Below are 23,545 nucleotides of genomic sequence, written 5' to 3'. Positions count from 1 at the left end.
GTGCTTGCCGGCGGCGGTCGTCCGGGCGCTAGGCCCAGGCAGTCTCCGTCCCACCCACCAGCGTACCAATCTCCCCGCCCCCCAGCACCGCGCGACGGATGTTCCCACGCACCGTCAGGTCGAAGACGATGAGGGGCAGCTTGTTGTCCATGCACAGCGAGATGGCCGTGGAGTCCATCACATTGAGGTTCTGCCGCAGCACGTCCATGTACGTCAGCGTCTTGTAGCGGCGCGCGGTGGGGTCCTTCTTCGGGTCCGCGTTGTAGATGCCATCCACCTTCGTCGCCTTCAGGATGACCTGCGCGTTGATTTCCATGGCGCGCAGCGAGGCGGCGGTGTCCGTCGTGAAGTACGGGTTGCCGGTGCCCGCGGCGAAGATGACGATGCGGCCCTTCTCCAGGTGACGCACCGCGCGCCGGCGGATGTAGGGCTCGGCAATCTGCTCCATCTTGATGGCGGACAGCACGCGCGTGTGGACGCCCTTCTTCTCCAGCGCGTCCTGCATGGCCATGGAGTTGATGCAGGTGGCCAGCATCCCCATGTAGTCCGCGCTCGCGCGGTCCATGCCCTCGGTGGCGCCCGCCACGCCGCGGAAGATGTTGCCGCCGCCGATGACGAGGGCCACCTCCACGCCGGCCTGCGCCACCTCGATGACCTCCTCGGCGATGGCGAGCAATGTGGGCGGATGGATGCCGTACTTGCCTTCGCCCATCAGGGCCTCGCCCGAGAGCTTGAGGAGGATGCGCTTGTAACGGAGGGGGCTCGTCGTGTCGGAGGACATGCGCGTCCGCTTCTATCCCCCGTCCCGCGACTGATCAACGCCCGAGTCGGGCTGTCCGGCCCGCATCGTCCGCTGTCTGTCGCAAGGGAGGGGGGAGCCCGCAAGGACGAGGGCCGCGCCGCCCGGTCCCCCCTCCAGGGGATGTCCGTGCGCGCGGCCCTCACTTCCACCGAGCGGCCCCCAAGAGGGCCACCCTGGAAACTACGCCTGGCCCAGCGTCTTGGCGACCTCGGCGGCGAGGTCGTCCTTCTGCTTCTGGATGCCCTCACCCACCTCGTACCGGACGAAGCGGCGGACGGAGACCTTCTCGCCAATCTTCGCGGCGCGCTCGGTGATCATCTCACCGACCTTCTTCTTGTCGTCCTTCACCCAGAGCTGGTCCACGAGGCACACTCCCTCGTAGTACTTCTCCATCTTCCCGACGAGAATCTTGTCCAGCATCGCCTCGGGCTTGCCCTGCTGCTTGAGCAGGTCGCGCTGGATTTCCTTCTCCTTGTCGAGGTTGTCCGTGGGGACCTCCTCGCGGCGGACGTACTTGGGGCTGGCCGCGGCGATCTGCATGGCCACGTCCTTCACCAGGTCCTGGAAGTCCGGGTTGCGGGCGACGAAGTCCGTCTCGCAGTTGACCTCGACGATGACGCCGATGCGGCCACCGTGGAGGTAGGTGCCGATGAGGCCTTCCGCGGCCACGCGGCCTTCCTTGCCGGCCGCCTTGGCGATGCCCTTCTTGCGCAGCCACTCCTCGGCCTTCGCGAAGTCACCGGCGCTCTCGGCGAGCGCCTTCTTGCAGTCCATCATGCCCGCGCCGGTCCGCTCGCGGAGCTCCTTCACCATCTGGGCGCTGACCTCGGCCATGTTCGTCTCCAGCCTCCGCCTCACCATGGGCGCGGAGCGCCGGGCGGAGTATCAGGGTTGAAAAGGGGTACTGCGGTACACGGGAAACAGGGGCGGCCGGGTCGCTGCTGCGCCACCCGGCCGCCTTGAAACCAACGAGAGGAAGGGACGGCTACTCGGCCGCCGCCGGCTCCTCGCCGCCAGCCTCGGGAGCACTCTCGGCGGCCGGCTGCTCGGCGGCGACGGGGGCGCCCTTCATCTCCACGAGGGGGCCACGGCGCTCGCCGCCGCGGTCACCGCCACGGTCACCACCCCGGCCACCACGGTCGTCACGGCGGTCGCCACGGCGCGGGCCCCGGCGGTCGTCACGGCGGTCGCCGCGGTCGTCACGGCCCTCACGCTCCTCCTGCTCGTCGCGCTCGGCGGCGCCGGACGCACGGTAGCGGGCCGCGCCCTCGAGGCACGCCTCGGCGATCTTCGAGGTGAAGAGCTTGATGGAGCGGATGGCGTCGTCGTTGCCCGGGATGACGAAGTCGATGCCGTCCGGGTCGCAGTTGGTGTCCACCAGGCCAATCACGGGGATGCCCAGGCGGCTCGCCTCGTGGATGGCGATGTGCTCCTTCTTCGGGTCGATGACGAAGACGCAGCGGGGCAGCTTCGACATCTCCTTCACGCCGCCCAGGTTCTTCTCCAGCTTCTCGCGCTCACGCTCGAGCTGGGCGACTTCCTTCTTCGGGAGCCGGTCGAAGGTGCCGTCCTCGGCCATCTTCTCCAGCGTCTTCAGACGGTCGATGCCCTGCTTGATGGTCTTGAAGTTGGTCAGCGTGCCACCCAGCCAGCGGCTGGTGACGAAGAACTGACCGGCGCGCGCGGCCTCCTCGCGGATGACGTCCTGCGCCTGCTTCTTGGTGCCCACGAACAGCACCGAGCCGCCCCGCGCCGTGATGTCCGCCACGAAGCGGAACGCGGAACGGGCCATCGTCACCGTCTTCTGCAGGTCGATGATGTAGATGCCGTTACGGGCGCCGAAGATGTAGGGCTTCATCTTCGGGTTCCAGCGCTTCGTCTGGTGGCCGAAGTGAACGCCGGCCTCCAGGAGCTGCCGCATCGTGATGCCGCTGGCTGCGGCCATCGCCTGGCCCTGCGTCTGCGTGTCCTGCGTTTCCATGTGAGTCTCTCTCCGGTTGGTGATCCGCCACGCTCGCGAAGCCCGGTCGTGACGACCGTGAAGAGGAGCCTCTTCTGCAGAGGCCCGTTCACGGAGGCACCGGCGACCGGCACGAGCGTGTGTGTAGTGGTTGCTGCCTTGCTACCAGGGCTCGACTGCTCCCCGACCCCATACCCAGGGGCCGGGGGTCCTTAACAGAACCCTTCCGGGCGGCGCAAGCTTCACTGCACCGTCCGTACCGTCACGGACGGCCCGTGCCCGCCCGCCTGCCTTGCGGCCCCCCTGCCCGTCGCCGGAAAGACGACCGGCGCGGTGGCCGCCCCTGTGAGGGAGCGGCGCCGCGCCGGTGTCCTACCTGGTCGTGGGGAGAAGCCCGCGACTAGACGTTGGCCTCCGCGGCCCCGTGGCACTTCTTGTACTTGCGGCCGCTGCCGCAGGGGCAGGGGTCGTTGCGGCCCACGGCGGGCTTGTCCGAGCGGGCGGCCTGGGGCCGGGCCGTGGCGGCGACCGAGGCCTCGTCCAGCTTGCCGTCCGCCGTGCCACGCCCCTCCACCGCCTTCTTCTGCTGCTGGGCGAGCTGGCGCTGGATGCGGGCGGCTTCCTCCGCGGCGTTGGTCGCGGAGCGGGGCTGCACGTGCATGAGCTGGGTGACGAACTGCGCCTTGATGGCGGAGAGCATCTGGATGAAGCCCTGATAGCCCTCCTTCTTGTACTCCTGCTTCGGGTCCTTCTGGCCGTAGCCGCGCAGGCCGATGCCCTGGCGCAGGTGGTCCATGGCCAGCAGGTGGTCCTTCCAGAGCCGGTCGATGGTCGCCAGGTAGTTGTACTGGAGGAAGCGCATGAAGTTCTCGCCGAACTCCTCGTCGCGCGCCTGGAAGACCTTCTCCGCCGCCTTGTAGATGTGCTCCTGCAGCTCCTCGCGGCTGCCCACGCCCTCGAAGCCCATCTCCAGGTTGAAGGTCTCCTTCACGCCCTGGGAGAGCGCGGCCATGTCCCAGCCGTCCACGCCCTTGGTGGGCGCGTACGTGTCCGTGAGGGACACGATGACGTCCTCCATGGAGTCGAGGATGAGCTCGCGGAAGTCCGCCCAGCTCACCGTCTGCTCGGAGCGGGACTTCACGCGCGTCTTCGGGTCCTCGGTGTACTCGATGAGCGGCACGCCCGCGCCGGCGGCCAGCACCTGGCGGCGCAGCTTGTAGATGGTGCGCCGCTGCTGGTTCATCACGTCGTCGTACTCGAGCAGGTTCTTGCGGATGTCGAAGTTGTGGCCTTCGACCCGCTTCTGGGCGCCCTCGATCGCACGCGACAGCCACACGTGCTCGATGACCTCGCCCTCCTCCATGCCCAGCCGCTCCATCAGGCCCTGGATGCGCTCGGACCCGAAGATGCGCATCAGGTCGTCCTCGAGCGACAGGAAGAAGCGGCTGGCGCCCGGGTCACCCTGGCGGCCGGCGCGGCCACGCAGCTGGTTGTCCACGCGGCGCGACTCGTGGCGCTCGGTGCCGATGATGAACAGGCCTCCGGCCGCCATCACCTCCTCGCGCTCCTTCTTCGTCTGCTCCTCCAGCTTCGCCTTCGTATCGGCGAGCTGCTTCTCCCAGTCCGCCAGCGCCTGCTGGTAGCCCGTCAGGTCGATGGGCTGCCCCTCCACCGCGGGCGCGGTGGGCGGCTCCGGCGGCGGGCCCATGGCCGCCTTGGCCAGGACCTCCGAGTTGCCGCCCAGGAGGATGTCCGTGCCGCGGCCGGCCATGTTGGTGGAGATGGTGACGGCGCCCTTGCGGCCCGCCTGCGCGACGATGTCCGCCTCGCGCTGGTGCTGCTTGGCGTTGAGGACGTTGTGGGGGATGCCGCGCTTCTTGAGGAAGCTGCCCACCACCTCGCTCTTCGCGATGGACACCGTGCCCACCAGCACCGGCTGCCCCTTCTGGTGCAGCTCGGCGATCTGCTCCGCCACCGCCTCGAACTTCTCGCGCTCCGTCTTGTAGACCACGTCCTGCTGGTCCTTGCGGATGTTGGCGCGGTTGGTGGGGATGACGCGCACGTCGAGGTTGTAGATCTTCGCGAACTCCTCCGCTTCCGTGTCCGCGGTGCCCGTCATGCCGGACAGCTTGGAGTACATGCGGAAGTAGTTCTGGAACGAGATGGTGGCCAGCGTCTGGTTCTCGTTCTCGATCTTCACGCCCTCCTTGGCCTCGATGGCCTGGTGGAGGCCGTCGGACCAGCGGCGGCCCGGCATCTGGCGGCCGGTGAACTCGTCGACGATGACGACCTCACCCTCCTTCACGACGTAGTCCTTGTCGCGCTTGTAGAGGGTGTGCGCGCGCAGGGCCTGCTCGACGTGGTGGAGCGTTTCAATCTCGCCCGGGTCGTACAGGTTGCCCACGCTCAGCCGCTTCTGGAGCTTCTCGATGCCGTCGTCGGTGAGCGACACGGAGCGGTGCTTCTCGTCCAGGGTGTAGTCCTGGTCCGGCACCATCCCGGGGATGACCTGGTCCACCCGGTAGTACTTGTCCGTGCTGTCCTCGGTGGGGCCCGAGATGATGAGCGGCGTGCGGGCCTCGTCGATGAGGATGGAGTCCACCTCGTCGACGATGGCGTAGTTCAGCTCGCGCTGGACGTAGTCCTGCAGGCGGAACTTCATGTTGTCGCGCAGGTAGTCGAAGCCGAACTCGTTGTTCTGCCCGTAGGTGATGTCCGAGCGGTACGCCTCCTGCCGCTGCTTGTCCGTCAGCTCGTGGAGGACGCAGCCGGTGGTCATGCCCAGGAACTTGTAGACGCGCCCCATCCACTCCGCGTCGCGGCGGGCGAGGTAGTCGTTCACCGTCACCACGTGCACGCCACGGCCGGACAGCGCGTTGAGGTACGTGGGCAGCGTCGCGGTCAGCGTCTTGCCTTCACCGGTGCGCATCTCGGCGATGCAGCCCTCGTGGAGGAACATGCCGCCAATGAGCTGCACGTCGTAGTGGCGCTGGCCGATGACGCGCCGCGCCGCCTCGCGGGTGAGGGCGAAGGCCTCGAACAGCAGGTCGTCCAGCGACCGGCCGTTCTGGATCTCCTGCCGCATCCGGGCCGTTTCCGCGGCGAAGTCCTCGTCCTTGAGGGCCCGCATGCGGGTCTCCAGCTCGTTGACCCGGGCTACCTTCCCCTGGGACTTCTTGAGCTCGCGCTCATTCTTGGTCCCGATGAGTTTCTTCAGCGTCCATTCGATCATTCGGTCGACTCTCTCGCCGGAGAATCCTCGAAGGACGGCGGCGAGTGAAGGGAAATCCCAGGAGGTGTAAGGGAGAACCGGTTGAAAACCACGAGCGACCCCCGAAACTTCCACTCGGCCGGTCGCCGTACACGCAGCGGCTCACAGTAAAGCGGAACCGAGCACACGCAATGTCCCCCACACGAAATCAACGCCGCGGCCAGGGCCAACCTTCACCCGCAGGCAAATCCCGCCGCCCCGCCCGGCCGGGTCCGTCCGGGGGACGCCAGGGGCCTGCCCCCCGGGGCCCCCAGGGCACGGGCTCCCGCAGCACCCAGGGCACGGGTTCTCGAAGCATCCAGGGCACAGGCTCCCGCAGCACCCAGGGCACAGGCTCCCGAGGCGCTCAGGGCCAGGGCTCCCGAGGCGCCCAGCAGGGCGCGGGCTCCCGAGGCCCCCAGCAGGGCGCGGGCTCCCGAGGCCCCCAGGGCACGGGGTCCAGCGTCGGGCCGCATGCAAACGCCGCGGCGCCTGCCCCCCGGGTCCCACCCCGGGCCCGCGTCCCCCCCATGCCCGCACAAACGCTGGCCGCCCGGCCGGGGCACTGGCTGTGGACCTGCCGCGCGGGCTTCGAGCCCCACCTCTACGAGGAGCTGGAGTGGGCGGGTGCCCATCCCCGCCTGCTGGGCGAGGCCCTGGTGGAGAGCGAGGCCGTCACCGGTCTGTCGCCCGCCTTCGCCCGGGCCGGCTACCGGGTGGTCGTCTCGCTGACGGCGAGCGCGCCCGACGCGGTGGCCGAGGCCGCGGCAAGAGCCGTGACGTCGCTGCCGGGCAAGGGGCCCTGGGTGGTGCAGGCCTTCACGCCGGACACGCCGCGCGGCAACACGCTGACCGCACCCGCGGAGGCGCTGGAGGCGGCGGTGCGCGCGCGGCTCCCTGCGGAGCGCCTGGTGGATGACGCGCAGCGAGCGCGCGACGCGGGCGCCGTGCTGGTGGGGCTGTGCGTGGCGCCGGACGGGGTGACGGTGGTGGGCGCGGTGCCTGCTCGCGAGGCGCTGTCGCTGGCGGCCGGCGGGCGGCGGCGCATGAAGCGCGCGGGCGAGTCTCCCTCGCGCGCGGCCATGAAGCTGGAGGAGGCGCTGGACGGACTGGCCTTCGAGCCCGGGCGCGGGGACGTCTGCGTGGACCTGGGCGCGGCGCCCGGCGGGTGGACGCAGCGACTGGTGGCGCGCGGGGCGCGGGTGGTGGCGGTGGACCCGGCGAAGCTGATGCCGGAGCTGGCTGCCAACAAGCGCGTGCAGCACGTGCAGGAGAGCGCCTTCGCCTACGCGCCCGAGGAGCCGGTGGACTGGCTCTTCTGCGACATGGCGTGGCGCCCGCTCGAGGTGGCACAGCTGCTCGCCAAGTGGGGCCGGCGCAACTGGGCCCGCCACCTGGTGGCCAACATCAAGCTGCCGATGAAGGACAAGAACCCCATGCTGCTGCGCGTGCGCCAGACGCTGATGCAGGAGGGAGCCTGGGAGGGCCTCACCGTCCGGCAGCTCTACCATGACCGGGACGAGGTGACGGTGACGGCCCACCGCATGAAGTAAGGCGCCTGCGCCGCGACGCGGGACGCGCTACAGAAGGGGCGCGATGCCCTACCCGCTCGACGACGCCACCGCCACCGCCCTCATCGCCCTGAACCCGTGGGTGCTCCAGCGCCACCGGGACGCGCCCGTGCAGGCCGCCGTGGAGGTGCTCCTCCAGGCCGAGCAGGCCCGCCGCGGCCACCCCGACGCGAAGACGGGCGCGCTCCAGGTGCCCGCCCTCACCCAGGGCAACCTCCTCAAGGAGGAGTACGACCTGTCCACGCACGCCCACCATGACGGGTGGCGAGTGGGCGCAGTCATCGCCGACGTGCAGGGGATGATTCACGTCAACGCGCGCTTCGGCTTCCCCACCGGGGACGCGGTGCTGCGCGCCACGGCCGAGTCCCTTGCCGCGCAGTACCCGGGCGCCAAGGTGCTGCGCCTGCACGCGGACTGCCTCGCCGCGCTGCTGGTGCCCACCTCGCAGCTCACCGTGCGCGAAGACCTGGACGTCCCCACCCGGGAGCGGCTCGCGAGCGACGTGCGCCGCGTGCTGCCCGAGGGGACGCCCGATGCGGACGTACCGGCCTGGACGGTGAGCCTGCTGGAGCTGACGGTGGACGCGCCCTCGCACTGGCAGGTGCTGGGGCCACTGGTGTGGGCCGAGCTGGAGCGCACCCACGTCATGGTGCGCAGCGGACGCGCGAGCGGACTTCAGCGCCGGCGCCTCCGACTGGATGGGTTCGTTCCCGGGCCCGGCACGCTGTGAGCGCCTGAACTCCAGCGCGAGCCCGAGGCTCCAAGCGCTGGAATGCCACTTCCCGCTCCAGCGCGAGCCCGAGGCTCCAGCGCTGGAGCGAAGCCCCTCGCTACTCCTCGAGGATGAACTTGCGCGGGTTCTGCGGAATGCCGTTGACGCGGACCTCATAGTGCAGGTGCGGGCCGGTGGAGCGGCCGGTGTTGCCCACCGCCGCGATGAGCGCCCCGCGCTTCACCCTGTCACCCGCCTTCACCAGCATCTTCGACAGGTGGCCGTAGCGCGTCTTGATGCCGTAGCCGTGGTCGATGACGAGCACGTTGCCGTACCCACCCTCGAGGCCGGCGAAGACCACCGTGCCGTCCGACGGCGAGTAGACTTCCTTGCCGTGCGGCGCCGCGATGTCGAGACCGGCGTGCATCACCCGGTCCGCGGTGTACGGGTCCAGCCGCTGGCCGAAGTCGCTCGTCACCCAGCCGCGCGCGGGCCAGACGGACGGGGTCGACGCGAGCATCGACTTCTGGTCCTGGAAGTACGCCTGCAGCTCCTGGAGGCTCTGCTCCTGGCGGGTGGCCTCCGCGCTCAGCTTGTCCAGCCGCCCCAGCAGCGCGTTGGGCGACACCGTGGTGGTCAGCTGGGTGAACTGGGTGTCGGTGGCCGGCGCCGCGGTGCCCGCCTCGGGCTCCGTCGGGCCCATGGCCAGGTTGCGCTGCGGGTCGGACAACAGCGTAATCGCGCGCAGCTTCTGGTCGAACCGCTCCACCCGGTCCAGCGTGGAGCCGATGTGCTCGATGCGCTCGCGCACCGACTTGAGCTGCGAGCGGAGCGTCAGGTTCTCCTCGCGGAGGATGCGGTTCTCCGACGCGTCGGCGGCGACCTGGAAGTAGTGGACACTTGCCCCGGCCGCCAGTCCCACCACCAACATCAGCCCCATCCCCACCTGCATGAGGAAGGACCGCTGGATGGTGTACCGCTTCACCGGCGCGTCGTGGTCCGGGATCACCATCAGTGTGAAGGACTTTTTCGCCACGGGACCGCTCCCTGCTTTGCGTGGGACTTCAGGCGCGACAAGCTAAGTCGCTCGTTCTCGCGCAACACCTCCCCCAGCCAATCCCCAGCCTGCCTCCGTCGCCCAGCGGCATTTCGCCGCCGCTGGAAACGTTGGGGCAGATACCATTCTTACCTGAAGAGTATCAAGGTCAACAGACCCATGGGGAGGGTCCACGGCCACTGCACGTCACAGCAGCCGACTCAGGCCTCCACGCGCACCACGATGACGGTGATGTTGTCGTCCCCGCCCCGCTCGTTGGCGAGGTCGATGAGGCGCTTGGGCACTTCGTCCAGCGTCCGGGCCTTGGACACCACCTCGTGGATTTCGCGGTCCTCGAGCATGTTGGCCAGGCCGTCCGAGCAGAGGAGGAAGACGTCGCCGGGCTCCGACACCAGCCCCATGACGTCCACCTGCACCTCCTCCTCGAAGCCGACGGAGCGGGTGATGATGTTCTTGTACCGGGAGTGCTTGGCCTCCTCGGGGGTAATCATCCCGGCCTTGATCTGCTCGTTGACCAGCGAGTGGTCCTCGGAGATCTGCTGGATGAGGTCCCCCCGGATGAGGTACGCGCGACTGTCGCCGACGTGGGCGAAGAAGGCGTGCTCGTCCCGCACCACCAGGGAGATGACGGTGGTGCCCATGCCGGACAGCCGCGCGTCTTCCTGGGCGGCGGTGAAGATGGCCAGGCAGGCCCTCTCTACCGCCGTGCGGAGCGATTCGGGGATGGGCGAATCCTGCAGGTTGGGCACGGAGAGGAAGGGGTTGTCCTTCCCTTCCCGCGCCCGGCGCATCTCCTTGTCGATGGTCTCGACGGCGATGCGCGACGCGGTACCGCCACCCGCGTGACCGCCCATTCCGTCCGCCACGACATAGAGCTGCAGCTCATCATCAATAAGGAAGCTGTCCTCATTGTGATTGCGCTTGCGCCCGACGTCCGTCAGGCCTGCGGAGACAATTTTGAGGCGGGAGGCCGCGGTCTGCCCTGCGGTGCTGGACACAGGTGGGATGCTATGTGAGGCCCACGGATGGGGCAAGGACACGAATGCACCTGCCCCTCACTTGGTCCTACGCAGTGCGTCGGAGCCGGCCCCGCGGGGTACCCTCCGGGCCGGTTTCCCGGCTCCGGGCCCTTGGGGCGGGCGTACCCAGCGCCCGGTGGGCGGAGCGCACCAGGGCCTCGGCGGCCCCGAGCGCCTCGCGCGTCACCTCCACGCCGGACATCATCCGCGCCAGCTCGCGGGTGCGCTCCGAGCCCGCCTCCAGCACGGCCACCTCTGAGACGGTGCGCTCCCCCTTGAGGCTCTTGCGGATGAGCAGGTGCGCGTCCGCATAGGCGGCCACCTGCGGCAGGTGGGTGATGCAGAGCACCTGACGGTGGCTGCTCACCTCCTTGATCATCCGCCCCACCACGTCCGCAATCGCGCCGCTGACGCCCGCGTCCGCCTCGTCGAGGATGTACGAGCCGCAGCCGTCACTGTCGGCCAGCGCACGCTTGAGGGCCAGCAGCAGGCGGCTCGCCTCACCGCCGGAGGCCACCTTGGCCAGCGGGCGCGTCGGCTCGCCAGGGTTGGCGCTGAAGAAGAACTCCACGTCGTCCGCGCCGTCCGGCCGCAGCATCTCCCTCGGCGTCACGCGCACCTCGAAGGCCGCCTTGCCCATGGCCAGCCCCCCCAGTCCCTCGCGGACCTGGGCGGAGAACTCCACCGCGCTCGCCGTGCGCTGGCGCGACAGCGCCGCCGCGGCCTTGCGCGTGCGCTCCTCCACCCGGCGCCGCTCCGCCGCCAGCTCCTCGAGGATTTCCTTCCGGTTCTCCAGCGTGCCCAGCTCGGTCTCGAGCTCGCCGCGCTTCTTGAGCAGGCCGTCCAGGTGCGTGCCGTGCTTGCGGCACAGCCGCTTGAGCGCGTCCAGCCGCTCCTCCACGTCCGCCAGCCTAGAGGGGTCCGACTCCAGCCCCTCCACGTAGCGGTTGAGCTGGCGCTGAGCCTCCTCCAATTCCGACAGTGCGGTGCTGAGCGACTGAGCCACCGGCGCCAGCGTGGCGTCCGTCTTCACGGCGTCATGCACCAGCCCCAGCGCGCGGCCCACCGTCTCCACGGCGGACTGCTCCTCACCGGAGACGAGCAGCTCGGCCTCGGACGCGTGGCGCTTGAGCTTCTGCGCGCTGCCCAGCCGCTTGCGCTCCGCGTCCAGCCGCGCGTCCTCGCCCGCCTCGGGGTCCAGGCGCGAAATCTCGTCGAGCTGGAAGCGGAGGAACTCGGCGCGCTCGCGCACCTTCGCCTCGTCGCCCCCCAGCGCGTCCATGCGCGCGTCCACTTCACGCAGCGCAGTGTACTCGCCGAAGTAGGCCGCCAGCGCCTCGTCCAGGGCGCCATACCGGTCCAGCAGCACGCGGTGCAGGCCCGAGTCGAAGAGGCTGACGTGCTCGTGCTGGCCGGCGATGTCCACCGCGCCCCGCGTGAGCTTCCCCAGCACGCCCACCGTCACCAGGGCGCCGTTGACGTACACCTTGCCCCGGCCCGTCCGGCCGAGCACGCGGCGCACCAACACCTCCTCTCCGAGGTCCGGCAGGCCGAGCTCCTCCAGCCGCTGCCCCAAGGCCGGGGTGCGCACGAAGACGCCCTCGACGGAGGCCTCCTCGCAGCCGGCACGGATGACATCCGCGTCGGCCCGCCCACCCAGCAGCAGGCCCAGCGCATCCACGAGGATGGACTTGCCCGCACCTGTCTCACCCGTGAGGACGGTGAGGCCGGCTCCGAACGCCACCTCCACCTCCTCGATCACCGCCACGTTCGAAATCCGAAGACCCAGCAGCACGCGCGCCCTCCGTGGTCATACGACGGCACTGGTGACTGAACACCCTAGCAGGTACCTCTGACACTGCACAGGCGTTCGGGTCGTGCGCACGTCTGGCGCGCGGGTGGGAGAGGAGGCTCGTTGGAGCCCCCACCTCACAACCCCTCAGATTTCGGTGAACAGCTCCTGGATGTCCTGCTCGGTGAGCGTCCGGCCCAACTCGTCGCCGTCGTTTCCGAGGACTCCGGCGGCCAGGTCGCGCTTGCGGCGCTGGAGCGCGAGGATCTTCTCCTCCACCGTGCCGCGGGTAATCAGCTTGTAGCTGATGACCGCGCGCGTCTGGCCGATGCGGTGCGTACGGTCCGTGGCCTGGTCCTCCACGGCGGGGTTCCACCACGGGTCGAAGTGGATGACGTAGTCCGCCGCGGTGAGGTTGAGGCCGGTGCCGCCCGCCTTCAGGGAGATGAAGAACAGCGGCGGCCCGTCGGGCTGGTTGTACTCGTCCACCTTGCCCATGCGGTCCTTGGTGCGACCGTCCAGGTAGAGGTAGCGCATGCCCTTCTTGTCCGCCTCCTGCTTGAGCAGCTCCAGCATCTCCGTGAACTGGCTGAAGACGAGCGCGCGGTGGCCTTCCGCCACCAGGTCCTCCACCAATTGGAGGAAGCGCTCCACCTTGGAGCTGGACGGCAGCAGCGTGCCGGGCGGCATCTTGAGGAGGCGAGGGTCGCAGCACACCTGCCGCAGGCGCATCAGCGCGGCGAGGATGGACACGCGGCTGCGCTTGAAGCCCACCTTCTCGATGGACTCGTGCACCTTGCGGCGGCTCTCCTCCAGGACCTCGCGGTAGAGGGCGGCCTGACCGGGCTCCATCTCGCACCAGGCGATGGACTCCGTCTTGGGCGGCAGGTCCTTGGCCACCTCCGTCTTCAGACGGCGGAGGATGAAGGGCTGGATGCGGCGGCGCAGCCGGTCCTTCGCGACGGGGTCGTTGGCCACCTGGATGGGCTGCTCGTACCTGTCGCTGAAGCTGTCCGCGCTGCCGAGGAAGCCCGGCATGAGGAAGTCGAAGATGCTCCAGAGCTCCGACAGGCGGTTCTCCAGCGGCGTACCGGTGAGCGCCAGGCGCGTCTCGCTCGGCAGCGACTTGCACGCCTGCGCGGTGGCGCTGTCCGCGTTCTTGATGTTCTGCGCCTCGTCCAGGACGACGTAGCGGAAGCCCACCTGGGAGAGCTGGTCCAAATCGCGACGCACCAGGGCGTACGAGGTGAGGACCAGGTCCATCCCCTTGAGGTCCTCCGCGCGCTCCTTGCGGTCCTGCCCGTGCCACACCATGACCTTGAGGCCCGGGGTGAAGCGCTCGGCCTCGCGCTCCCAGTTGGCGAGCACGCTGGTGGGCGCCACCACGAGCGACGGCTTGTGGCCCTCGTCGTTGGCCACCTTCTGCATGAGGCTCAGCGACTGCACCGTCTTACCGAGACCCATGTCGTCCGCGAGGATGCCGGACAGGCCGTGGCGGCGCAGGAACCAGAGCCAGGACAGGCCCGCCTCCTGGTAGTGGCGCAGCGTGGCATGCAGGCCTTCCGGCACGGCGACCTTCGGCACGCCGGCCGTCTCGCGCAGCTCCAGCATGGCCTGCCGCGCCTTGGCCTCCACCTCGGTGAACTCGCCCAGGTCCGCGAGCAAATCCAACGCGACGGCCTGGTGCAGCGGCAGCCGCGTGCGGGAGCGGCCGGGCATGGCGCCCGCCTCTTCCAGCAGGTCGGCCACGCGCTTGATTTCAGCGGGGTCCGCCTCCGCGAAGGAGCCGTCCTTCAGGGGGACGAACTTGCGGCCGGAGTCCAGCCACATGCGCACCGCGCCCAGGTCCACCGCCTGGTCGTCGGTGACGAACTCCGCATCCAGGTCGAACCACTGCACGCCGCTCATGCCCACGCGGATGCGCGGCTTGAGCTTGGGACGCAGGCGCACCTTGGGGGCCTGCACGCCGAAGCGCTCCCACTCGGCGGGGAGCGAGGCCAGGCCGCGCGCCCAGAACTCCAGCGCGATGTCGGCGGTGGCGTCGAAGACGGAGCTCTGCGGCTCGAAGCGCAGGCCCAGGTCCAACAGCAGCTTGCCGGCGGCGCGCTCTACTTCCTCGCGGCGGCGGTACAGCTTGCGGCTGTCCGCGCCCACGCCGCTGGCGTAGCCCAGGTGCGTGGCCGTGGGAGACACCGGCACGGTGGTCTGCCCGTAGCGCGCGGCGAGCTGCACCTTCACCTTCTCCGGGTTGCCCTCCAGCGTGAGCATGAAGCGCGGCTCCACCGACTCGTCCACGTCGATGTCGTCCGCCTTCAGCGCCATGCGGAAGCGCGGCAGGTGTGCGGCGAAGAAGGTCAGCACCCGGTCCAGCTGCCCGGCCGGGAAGGACATGTTCGGCTCCAGCAGCCACTTGCGCAGCAGGCGGGGCGGGAAGTCCGGCTCCACCGCGTGGAGGTTCTGCGCCTGGATGACCCAGGTCTTCTTCCCCGACAGGAGGATGACGTCCTTGAGGGCGTAGCTGGCGCTGTCCGGGAAGAGCAGCTCGATGCGCGCGGTGGCGCCGTCCGGACGCGACTCCAGGCGGATCTGCGGGCGCACGGGTGCTTCCGTGTTGATGAGCTGCGTGCCCCGGTAGATGACGCGCCGGAAGCGCAACAACTCCATCACCTCGCTCAGGTCCTCGTCGGAGAGGACGATGCGCGAGTCGTAGCGGTGCTCATGACGCGACAGCATCATGAAGACGCGCTCGTCCGCGGGCGCAATCCGGCCGCCCGTCTGGAGCAGACGCTTGACGTGGATGGGGCCCTTGGTCTGCGCGTCCTGACGGCGCACGTCCACCACCCAGTGCCGTCCCCCGTTGCCGGTGCTGGAGGGCGTCAGGCGGTAGAAGAATTCGTAATCCGGTTGCGAAGACAGACCGAGCCAGCTCTCCACCTTGGCGAGCGCCGGCAGGTTCACCGGGTCGATGCCCGGCGTGGAGACGGGCTCCACTTGAGGCTCGTCATCGGCCGCGGCGACCTCCGGGGTCTCCACGGTGGGAGGAGGCACGGGCTCCGGCCGAGGGGGCGGCGGGCCGGGCGGACGGAAGCGCGCCGCGTAGATGAGCGCGGCGGCGACCACGTGCTTGCAGTGCGGCCCGTACACGTTCCAGGACTGGCAGGTGCAGGTGGACGTGGCCTTCCCGTCCCCCAGCTCCATGGCCACCTGGTAGCGCTCGCCGGTCGAGCCGGCGACCTGCGCGGTGATGCGGTTGCCTTCTCTCTGGAGGCCGAAGACGCGGCGTGTCTCCGCCACCTCCCGCCCCTTCTTGAAGGTGGTGGGTTGGACTTCAGCCTTCAGGGCCCGCAGCCACACGGTGTCCTGAGGGGGGAGGGCGTCTCGGATGTCGGCGGTGGATTGCACGGCTGGAAAGGCCCCAGGCTCAAATGGCCGCGGGGAACGCGCTGGACTACCACACCAACGGCGCTCACGCTCACGGGAAAAAACGATGCGTCCGCCAGCGGAACCCGCCCGCTGGCATCAGGCTGTGAGAGCATCAACCCGCGCCATGGCCCGGACCGTCCGCCCCCGCGTCTTCGTAACCCGCCAGCTCCCTGGAGAGGCCCTCGGCCGACTGGGCAGGCACGTGGAGCTGCGCGTCTGGGAGGAGGAACTGCCACCCTCCCGTGACGCGCTGCTGGCCGAGGCGGCGCTCGCCGAGGGGCTTGTCACCCTGCTGACAGACCGGGTGGACGCCCGCCTGCTCGCCGCCGCTCCGGGCCTGCGGGCGGTGAGCAACGTGGCCGTGGGCTACGACAACATCGACGTGCCGGCCTGTACCGCACGGCGGATTCCAGTGGGTCACACTCCTGGTGTGCTGACTGACACCACCGCGGACTTCGCCTTCGCCCTGCTGATGGGGCTGGCGCGCCGGGTGGCGGAGGCGGACGCCTTCGTCCGCGCGGGAAAGTGGCGGACGTGGAGCCCTACCCTGCTGCTGGGCACCGACATCCACGGGGCCACGCTGGGCATCGTCGGCCTGGGCGCCATCGGCGCGGCGGTGGCGCGGCGGGCGCGCGGCTTCGGCATGCGCGTGCTGTACGTGGGCCGCCACCCGAGGCCCGAGCTGGAAGCGGAATTGGGCGCGCGGCGCGTGGACAAGGCCACGCTGCTGGCGGAGTCGGACGTGGTGAGCCTGCACATCCCGCTGTCGCCCGAGACGCGGCACTGGCTGGGGCGCGCGGAGCTGGCGGCGATGAAGCCGGGGGCGCTGCTCGTCAACACCGCGCGCGGCGGCGTGGTGGACCAGGAGGCGCTCATCGAGGCGCTGCGGGCTGGACGGCTGGGCGGCGCCGCGCTGGACGTCATGGACCCGGAGCCGCTCCCCACGGACAGCCCGCTGATGACCTTGCCCAACGTGCTGCTGGCGCCGCACATCGCCAGCGCCTCCCACGCCACCCGGGGCCGCATGGCCTCCATGGCGGTGGACAACCTGCTGGCCGCGCTCGAGGGACGGCGGCCTCCTCACTGCGTCAATCCGGAGCTCTTCCCATGAACCTGCCCGCCACCAGCCTGACCGACACCACCCTCGTCGCCGACGTGAGCGCCATGCTGCGCGACGTGCCGAACTTCCCCAAGCCGGGCATCGTCTTCAAGGACATCACCCCCGTGCTGGCGGACCCGCGCCTCTTCGGCCGCGTCATCAACGCGATGGCCGCCCCCTTTCGCGGGCAGCACATCACCAAGGTGGTGGGGGTGGAGGCCCGTGGCTTCCTGCTGGGCGCGCCCATCGCCCTCGCGCTCCACGCGGGCTTCGTCCCCGCGCGCAAGCCGGGCAAGCTGCCCTACCGCTCCGTCGTGGAGAAGTACTCGCTGGAGTACGGCGCCGACGGGCTGGAGATGCACGAGGACGCCCTCCACAAGGGAGAGCGCGTGCTCGTGGTGGACGACGTGCTCGCCACCGGCGGCACGGCGGAGGCCACCGCGCGGCTCGTCCACAAGCTCGGCGGTGAGCTGGTGGGCTTCAGCTTCCTCATCCACCTCGCGTTCCTCGACGGGGTGAAGCGGCTCGGTCCCGACAAGGTGACGTCGCTCTTGTCGTTCTGAGGAAACCGGAGTGCACCGGAGGACACCGGAGCCCTTCGGGCACTTCAGGCGTCCGCGCCCTCCCCTGCCCGCCTGCTGCCGCGCGGGCCGGGCCTGAGCACCTCTGGAGGAGCCACGTTCCACGGAGGGGACGACCATGCCCGAGGTGCGCACCAGCGGCGACGCTCGCATCCACTACGACGACGTGGGCCGGGGAGAACCCGCGCTGCTCTTCATCCCGGGCTGGAACACGACCCGGGACGCCTTCCGGGACGTGCTGCCCCGCTGCGCCGCGCGGCGCCGGGTGCTCTCCGTGGACCTGCGGGGCCATGGGCAGTCCGGGGGCGGCGGCACCGACTTCGACAGCGCCACCGTGCTCGACGACCTGCTCGCGGTGGTGGAGGCCAGCGGCGCGCGCCAGGTGGTGCCCGTGGCCCTGTCCCACGCGGGCTGGTGGGCGCTGGAATTGCGCCGCGAGCTGGGCGCCGAGCGCATCCCGAAGCTGGTGCTGCTGGACTGGATTGTCACCGAGCCACCCCTCGCCTTCACCGAGGCCCTCCGGGGGCTGATGTCCGAGCGGTGGATGCGCACTCGCGACGGGCTTCTGGACATGTGGCTGGACGGCGTGGAGGACCCGAACATCATCCGCTACGCCCGCGAGGTCATGGGCGGCTTCGGCGAGGACATGTGGGCCCGCGCCGCGCGGGAGATTGCCTCCGCGTACGCCCGCGAGGGCTCGCCGCTGCGGGCCCTCTCCGGACTGAGCCCATCCACTCCGACGCTGCACCTGTACTCGCAGCCGGACTCGCACGACTACCTCGAGGCCCAGGTGGCCTTCGGCGCGCAGCACCCGTGGTTCCACGTGATGAAGCTGCCCGCCGTCAGCCACTTCCCCATGCTCGAGGTGCCCGACCTCGTGGCCGTGGGAATCGAGGCGCTCGTCTCCGCGCAGCAGATGTACATCAACACCGCCCTCGACATCCCGGGCGCCGCACCCTCGTGAAGCCCATTCCAGGCGGCCCACCTCGCCGCCCACCTGACCACCCGACGGCCCTGCTCCAGGCCGTCGGGTTGACGTTTTCATGGCCCCTGTTTATAAGTTGGTCACACAACCAATAAACAAAGCCGCCATGCCCCGTCCCTCCAACACCGAAGAGCGCCGCCAGCAGATTGTCGACGGGCTGCTGAAGGTCATGGCGGAGCGCGGCTACGAGCGCGCCTCCGTGGGAGAAATCGCGAAGGCGGCGGGGCTGAGCCCGGGGCTCGTGCACTACCACTTCAGTGACAAGCAGGAGATTCTGCTCACGCTGGTGGAGCAGCTCGCGTCGCGCGCCCGCATCCGGGTGACGACGCGGCTGGCGCGGGTGAAGGGCGACGACGCGCGAGCGAAGGTGGATGCCTTCATCGACGCCTTCCTCGCCACGGGCGGGGACTCGGCGCCTTCCGCCGTGGCGAGCTGGGTCACCATCAGCGCGGAGGCCATCCGCCAGCCCGAAGTCCGCGCCGCCTACGACAAGGTGGTCGGCGAGGACCTGGGGCAGCTGGAGTCCCTCGTCGCCGCGGTGACTGGGAAGCGCAGGGCGCGCACCATCGCCGCGGGCCTCTTCGCCGCGGTGCAGGGCTACTTCGTGCTCTCCGCGAGCGCCCCGGCCCTGGTGCCTCCAGGCTCCGCGGCGGGCACCGTGAAGCGCATGGCCGCGGGACTGCTGGACACGGTGGAAGCCCGGGAGGACGCATGAAGACCTCGACGAAGCTGGGGCTGCTCTCCAGCCTCTACCTCTCGCAGGGCCTGCCGTTCGGCTTCTTCACCCAGGCCCTGCCGGTGCTGCTGCGCAAGCAGGGCCTGTCGCTGCCCGCCATCGGACTGGCCCACCTGCTCGCCCTTCCCTGGGCGCTCAAGTTCCTCTGGGCGCCGCCCATGGACCGCCACGGCTCGGCGCGGTGGGGACGGCGGCGCGGCTACATCCTCCCCTTGCAGTGTCTGTCCGCGGCGCTGCTCCTGTCGCTCGCGCTACCCTCGGCGGGCCTGGACACGTCCGTGCTGATGGCCGCGGTGCTGGGCGTCAACCTCCTGGCCGCCACGCAGGACGTGGCCACGGACGGGCTCGCGGTGGACCTGCTCGCGCCCGCCGAGCGCGGCTGGGGCAACGGCGTGCAGGTGGCTGCCTACCGCGTGGGAATGATTCTCGGCGGCGGGCTGATGCTCGCCGTCTTCGACGCGGTGGGCTGGCGCCCCACGTTCCTCGCGCTGGGCGGCCTGCTGCTCGCCGCCACGGTGCCCATCGCCCTCTACCGCGAGCCCCCCTCCGAGCCTCCACCCGCGCAGAGCCTGGGCCTGTCGTGGTGGCTGCGGCGGCCGGGCGCGGCGGCGTGGCTGTCGCTGCTCGTCGTCTACAAGGCGGGCGAGGCCCTGGCCACGGGCATGCTGCGCACCTTCCTCGTGGACTCGGGGCTGACGCTCACGGACATCGGCTGGATGCTCGGCGGCGTGGGCTTCACCGCGGGGCTGTTGGGCGCGCTCCTCGGCGGCGGCCTCGTGGTGCGGCTGGGCCGGCGTCGCGCGCTGCTGCTCTTCGGCGCCACCCAGGCCGGCGCGGTGCTGCTGTATGCCCTCGTCGCGCGCGGCCCCGCGTCCCTCTCCCTGCTCACGGCCGTCTGCGCGGTGGAGCACGTGGCGAGCGGCATGGCCACCGCCGCCGTCTTCACCGCGATGATGGACGCCTGCCGTCCCGAGCACGCCGCCACGGACTACACCGTGCAGGCCTCGCTGGTGGTGCTGGCCACCGGCGCCGCGGCCGCGGCGAGTGGCTTCAGCGCCGCCGCGCTCGGCTACTCCACGCACTTCGCCCTGTCCGCCGCCCTGTGCGTCGCCGGCACGCTCTACGCCGCCCTCCGCTTCCATCCGCCCCCGGCGGTGTCGTCCGGGGCGGCTCCCGAGGTGTCGTCATGACCATCGCCGTCTACGCCGGCAGCTTCGACCCCGTCACCGCCGGGCACCTGTCCGTCGTCCGCCAGGCCGCGCGCCTCTTCGGCCATGTCGTCGTCGTGGTGGCCGTCAATCCCAACAAGCACTCCCTCCTGTCCGCCGATGAGCGCATGGCCCTCGTGCGCGAGGCGGTGAGGCTGCACCCCAACGTCACCGTGGCGCGCACCGAAGGCCTCATCGTGGACTTCGCGCGAGAGATTGGCGCCAGCGTGCTCCTGCGCGGCGTGCGCGGCGCCACCGACGCCCAGTTCGAGACGGAGCTGGCGCAGAACAACCGCGCCCTCGCGCCGGAGCTGTCCACCCTCTTCCTTCCCGCCGAGGCGCACCTCGCCGAGGTGAGCAGCAGCGGACTGAAGGAGCGCGTCGCGCGCGGCGAGGACGTTTCCGCCTTCTGCCCGCCCGCCGTCGCGGCCAAGCTGAGAGAACGCCTCGCACCCTCTGTCCGGAGCCAGCCATGAGCCTGTCCTTCGTCACCCTCGGCGTCGGTGACGCCTTCTCCGCCCTGCGCTACTCCTCGTGCCTCGCCGTGGAGGCGGAAGGCCAGGTGCTGCTCGTGGACTGCCCGCATCCCATCCGGAAGATGATGCGCGAGGCCTCCGAGTCCTCCGGCGTGGCCCTGGACGCGGACCGCGTCAGCGCCGTGGCCCTCACCCACCTGCACGCGGACCACGCGTCGGGCCTGGAGGGCCTGGGCTACTTCTCCTTCTTCGTGCTGAAGAAGAAGCTGGAGGTGCTCGCCCACCCCGCCGTCGCGGACCGCCTCTGGGAGGGCCACCTCGCCGCCGGCATGGAGTGCCTCATCGAGCGCCACGGCGCGGCCCCCAACGACAAGCACTTCGAGGACTACTACGAGCACACGCCGCTCTCCACCGAGTCCACTGTGCGGCACGGGCCGTTCCTGATTGAGAGCCGAATGACGTACCACCATGTGCCCACCACCGCGCTGCGCATCCACGCGGGGGGCCGGTGCCTGGGCTACAGCGCGGACACCGCCTTCGACGAGGGCCTCATCGACTGGCTCTCGGAGGCGGACCTGATGATTCACGAGACGAACTACGGCGTGCACACGCCCTACGAGAAGCTCGCGGCGCTGCCCTCCGACTTGCGCGCCCGGATGCGGCTCATCCACTACCCGGACGACTTCGACACCGGCGCGAGCGTCATCGAGCCGCTCGCGCAGGGCCGCCGCTACCACGTGTGACGCAAAAGCAAGGGCGCCCCGCTCCAGCATGAGCGGGACGCCCTTCACTGCCTCACGCGTTACTGCGAGAAGATGACCAGCGAGTAGGGCCCGAGCTTGATGTTGCCGCTGCTGGGCAGGCCCTCCTTGCCGCCGCCGTTGGCGTTGGTGTCCAGCGTCGCCGTGTTGCCGAAGTCGGACGAGTACCCGTTCCAGTCGCTGTTGAAGCGCGCGTACCAGAGGCCACCGCGCGGGAAGGCGACGTTGTAGCTGTCGAAGTACGTCCCACTGAAGTTGGCGACGATGACCACGTCATCGCCCGGGCCACCGTTCTCCCAGCGGTGGTAGGCAATCACCTTGCTGGCGTTGTTGACGTGGTAGACGTTGACGTTGGCGCCACGCAGGCCGCGGGTGTTGTTGAACCAGTTGCGGCGCAGGCGGATGAGGTCGCGGTACATCGTCCGGATACCCGCAAACCTCTCGGGCTTGAGCTTGTCCCAGTCCACCGGGTCGCCATCGGAGAAGTAGCCGTCCTCCAGAATCTCCTGGCCCTGGAACATGAGGGGGATGCCGGGCGAGGTGAAGGTGATGCCCGCCGCCAGCGTGGAGCGCTTCTTCGCCGCCCAGCTGCCCGCGTTGCCCGGCCAGATCTCCTCCGGCACGCGGGCGTGGCCGTTGGCCACCTCGTCGTGGCTCTCCGTGTAGATGATGCGCGCGGTGTGCCGGTTGCTGAAGCCCTGGGTGATGGCATTCTTCACCGCGTTCATGTCGCGGTTGCTGTCGTTCATCTCGATGACGGCCTGGCGGACCGGGTGCACGAACTCGCCCGCCCACTGCGCGTCGAAGCCGCCGCCGCCCGAGGTGTCGGACGTGGCGTCGTTGGTGATGGAGCTACCCGCGCCGAAGTCCTCGGCGATGCTGATCTTCCACGGCTGCTCCGCGTTGATTTCGCGGTTGATGGAGCGGAACACGAGCCACGCATCGCCAATGGAGTTGGCGTCGTTGCCATCCGAGGTGCGCATGAACTTGGTGGCGTCCCAGCGCAGGCCGTCGGCCTGGAAGGCATGCGTCAGGCTCATCATCGAGTCGCGGATGTACGCGCGGACCTCGGGGCGGCCGTAGTCCGGACGCGAGCTGCCCCACGGCGTGTTCATGCGCCAGTCGTTGTAGAAGTACTCGCCGCCGTTGTTGAGGCAGTTGCCGCTGAAGCACCACATGGGCAGGTCGCTGGGGCCGTAGTGGTTGTGCACCACGTCGAAGATGACGCCGATGCCGCGGTAGTGCGCCTCGTCCACGAAGCGCTTCATGTCGTTGGGGGAGCCGTACGCGCTCTCCGGCGCGAAGGGGTAGGCCGCGTTGTAGCCCCAGGAGAAGTCACCGGCGAACTCGAACACCGGCATGACCTCGATCATGTTGATGCCGAGGTCCTTCAGGTAGTCGAGCTTCGCAATCGCGCTGGTCCAGTTGCCGGGGCCGCCACCAACCGAGTCGTAGAACGTACCGACGTGCATCTCGTAGATGACCATCTGGTTGAAGGCGGGGGTGCCGAACTGCTGCGCCTTCCACTGGTACTCGCCCTGGTTGTAGATGATGCTCGCGCCGGACGAGTTCTCCTGCCACGCCGAGCGCGGGTCCGCGTGCTCCGCGTCGCCGTCCCACTGGTTGCGCGTGACGTACTTGTACTTCTGACCCGGCCTCCCAGCGGTCACGTCACCGGACCAGTTGCCGTTCCAGATGCCGTTGTTGTCGATCTCCTTGCTCAGCGCGATGAGGCCCCAGCTGCTGAAATCGCCCTTCACCCAGACCTGCTTCGCGAGGGGTGCCCAGGTCCGGAACGTGGTGCCGGCAATCACGTTGTTCACGTAGTAGATGGAGGCGCCCATGCCGGGGCGCGTCGAAGCGGCAAGTTGCTGGACGACCTGCGCTGTCTCCGGACTGGAGCGCTGCTGTGTCTCGAGCGCCGAATCGCCACAGCCCAGCAAGCCGGCCAGTAGCAGTGCACTCCACCTGATGCGGTCCCGCATGATGACGACCTCCCTTGGTTACCGGGCGTCCTAGCAATCGCCGTGAAGTCTCGGCAAATGCGGGAAGTCGCTTTCCTGTAACTTTCTACAATGCCGCACCGCATCAATCTTCACTGAATCGTCACCGC

Annotated in this window: 18 protein-coding genes; 9 read left to right on the top strand and 9 right to left on the bottom strand. The window is 69.7% G+C overall.

What is annotated here, in order from left to right; translation table 11 throughout:
• Positions 1–28 precede the first annotated feature (28 nt).
• The 4 genes from pyrH to secA form a co-directional block, all read right to left on the bottom strand.
• Positions 29–781 carry a UMP kinase gene (gene pyrH / locus G4D86_RS41995; RefSeq protein ID WP_164000141.1) on the bottom strand — a complete coding sequence of 251 codons (753 nt, stop codon included), beginning with the start codon at positions 779–781 and terminating at the stop codon, positions 29–31.
• Between the two features lie 201 nt (positions 782–982).
• Positions 983–1,636, bottom strand: a complete 654-nt coding sequence (gene tsf, locus G4D86_RS41990) for a translation elongation factor Ts (RefSeq protein ID WP_164000139.1) — start codon at positions 1,634–1,636, stop codon at positions 983–985.
• Between the two features lie 151 nt (positions 1,637–1,787).
• The gene (gene rpsB / locus G4D86_RS41985; protein WP_164000137.1) at positions 1,788–2,783 is read right to left on the bottom strand and encodes a 30S ribosomal protein S2; all 996 of its coding nucleotides are present in this window, start codon (positions 2,781–2,783) and stop codon (positions 1,788–1,790) included.
• 379 nt (positions 2,784–3,162) lie between these two features.
• Positions 3,163–5,994: a preprotein translocase subunit SecA gene (secA, locus tag G4D86_RS41980; RefSeq protein ID WP_164000135.1), complete on the bottom strand. Its 2,832-nt coding sequence runs from the start codon at positions 5,992–5,994 to the stop codon at positions 3,163–3,165.
• A 548-nt stretch (positions 5,995–6,542) separates the two neighbouring features.
• Between secA and rlmM the strand changes: the two genes are divergently transcribed.
• Together rlmM and G4D86_RS41970 are read left to right on the top strand one after the other, a co-directional pair.
• Entirely contained in the window at positions 6,543–7,565 is a 1,023-nt protein-coding gene (rlmM, locus tag G4D86_RS41975; protein WP_164000134.1) for a 23S rRNA (cytidine(2498)-2'-O)-methyltransferase RlmM, read from the top strand.
• A gap of 43 nt (positions 7,566–7,608) precedes the next feature.
• Positions 7,609–8,313, top strand: coding sequence for a nucleotidyl cyclase domain-containing protein (locus G4D86_RS41970; RefSeq protein WP_164000132.1), 705 nt, complete (start codon positions 7,609–7,611; stop codon positions 8,311–8,313).
• 100 nt (positions 8,314–8,413) lie between these two features.
• Here G4D86_RS41970 and G4D86_RS41965 read toward each other — a convergent pair whose 3' ends face one another.
• From G4D86_RS41965 to G4D86_RS41950, 4 genes are all read right to left on the bottom strand, one after another.
• A complete protein-coding gene (locus G4D86_RS41965; protein WP_164000130.1) occupies positions 8,414–9,331 on the bottom strand; it encodes a M23 family metallopeptidase in 918 nt (305 codons plus the stop codon).
• A 221-nt stretch (positions 9,332–9,552) separates the two neighbouring features.
• Positions 9,553–10,350: a Stp1/IreP family PP2C-type Ser/Thr phosphatase gene (locus tag G4D86_RS41960; protein WP_164000128.1), complete on the bottom strand. Its 798-nt coding sequence runs from the start codon at positions 10,348–10,350 to the stop codon at positions 9,553–9,555.
• Between the two features lie 67 nt (positions 10,351–10,417).
• Complete coding sequence (recN, locus tag G4D86_RS41955; protein WP_164000127.1) at positions 10,418–12,166, bottom strand: DNA repair protein RecN; 1,749 nt, start codon at positions 12,164–12,166, stop codon at positions 10,418–10,420.
• Positions 12,167–12,310: 144 nt separating this feature from the next.
• Positions 12,311–15,565, bottom strand: a complete 3,255-nt coding sequence (locus G4D86_RS41950; RefSeq protein WP_164000125.1) for a DEAD/DEAH box helicase — start codon at positions 15,563–15,565, stop codon at positions 12,311–12,313.
• Between the two features lie 145 nt (positions 15,566–15,710).
• On the opposite strand from G4D86_RS41950, the gene G4D86_RS41945 reads away from it, so the two are divergent.
• From G4D86_RS41945 to G4D86_RS41915, 7 genes are all read left to right on the top strand, one after another.
• A complete protein-coding gene (locus tag G4D86_RS41945; RefSeq protein WP_164000123.1) occupies positions 15,711–16,697 on the top strand; it encodes a 2-hydroxyacid dehydrogenase in 987 nt (328 codons plus the stop codon).
• Positions 16,694–17,248 (top strand): adenine phosphoribosyltransferase, encoded by a 555-nt coding sequence (locus G4D86_RS41940; protein ID WP_164000122.1) that lies wholly within the window; start codon positions 16,694–16,696, stop codon positions 17,246–17,248. Before G4D86_RS41945 ends, G4D86_RS41940 begins: the two co-directional genes overlap by 4 nt.
• A gap of 136 nt (positions 17,249–17,384) precedes the next feature.
• Positions 17,385–18,230, top strand: a complete 846-nt coding sequence (locus G4D86_RS41935; protein ID WP_164000119.1) for an alpha/beta fold hydrolase — start codon at positions 17,385–17,387, stop codon at positions 18,228–18,230.
• Between the two features lie 127 nt (positions 18,231–18,357).
• Positions 18,358–18,966 carry a TetR/AcrR family transcriptional regulator gene (locus G4D86_RS41930; RefSeq protein ID WP_164000118.1) on the top strand — a complete coding sequence of 203 codons (609 nt, stop codon included), beginning with the start codon at positions 18,358–18,360 and terminating at the stop codon, positions 18,964–18,966.
• Positions 18,963–20,177, top strand: a complete 1,215-nt coding sequence (locus G4D86_RS41925) for an MFS transporter (RefSeq protein ID WP_164000116.1) — start codon at positions 18,963–18,965, stop codon at positions 20,175–20,177. The genes G4D86_RS41930 and G4D86_RS41925 overlap by 4 nt, the downstream gene beginning before the upstream one ends.
• A complete protein-coding gene (gene coaD / locus G4D86_RS41920) occupies positions 20,174–20,671 on the top strand; it encodes a pantetheine-phosphate adenylyltransferase (protein WP_164000115.1) in 498 nt (165 codons plus the stop codon). The genes G4D86_RS41925 and coaD overlap by 4 nt, the downstream gene beginning before the upstream one ends.
• Entirely contained in the window at positions 20,668–21,414 is a 747-nt protein-coding gene (locus G4D86_RS41915; protein ID WP_164000113.1) for an MBL fold metallo-hydrolase, read from the top strand. Before coaD ends, G4D86_RS41915 begins: the two co-directional genes overlap by 4 nt.
• A gap of 59 nt (positions 21,415–21,473) precedes the next feature.
• On the opposite strand, the gene G4D86_RS41910 is transcribed toward G4D86_RS41915, so the two are convergent.
• Entirely contained in the window at positions 21,474–23,417 is a 1,944-nt protein-coding gene (locus tag G4D86_RS41910; protein ID WP_164000111.1) for an alpha-amylase family glycosyl hydrolase, read from the bottom strand.
• Between the last annotated feature and the right edge of the window lie 128 nt (positions 23,418–23,545).

Origin of the sequence: Pyxidicoccus caerfyrddinensis (genome assembly GCF_010894405.1) — a bacterium.
Classification (GTDB): Bacteria; Myxococcota; Myxococcia; order Myxococcales; family Myxococcaceae; genus Myxococcus; species Myxococcus caerfyrddinensis.
Note: the sequence above shows the minus strand (reverse complement) of the source record. Positions and strands in the feature narration are given on the sequence as shown.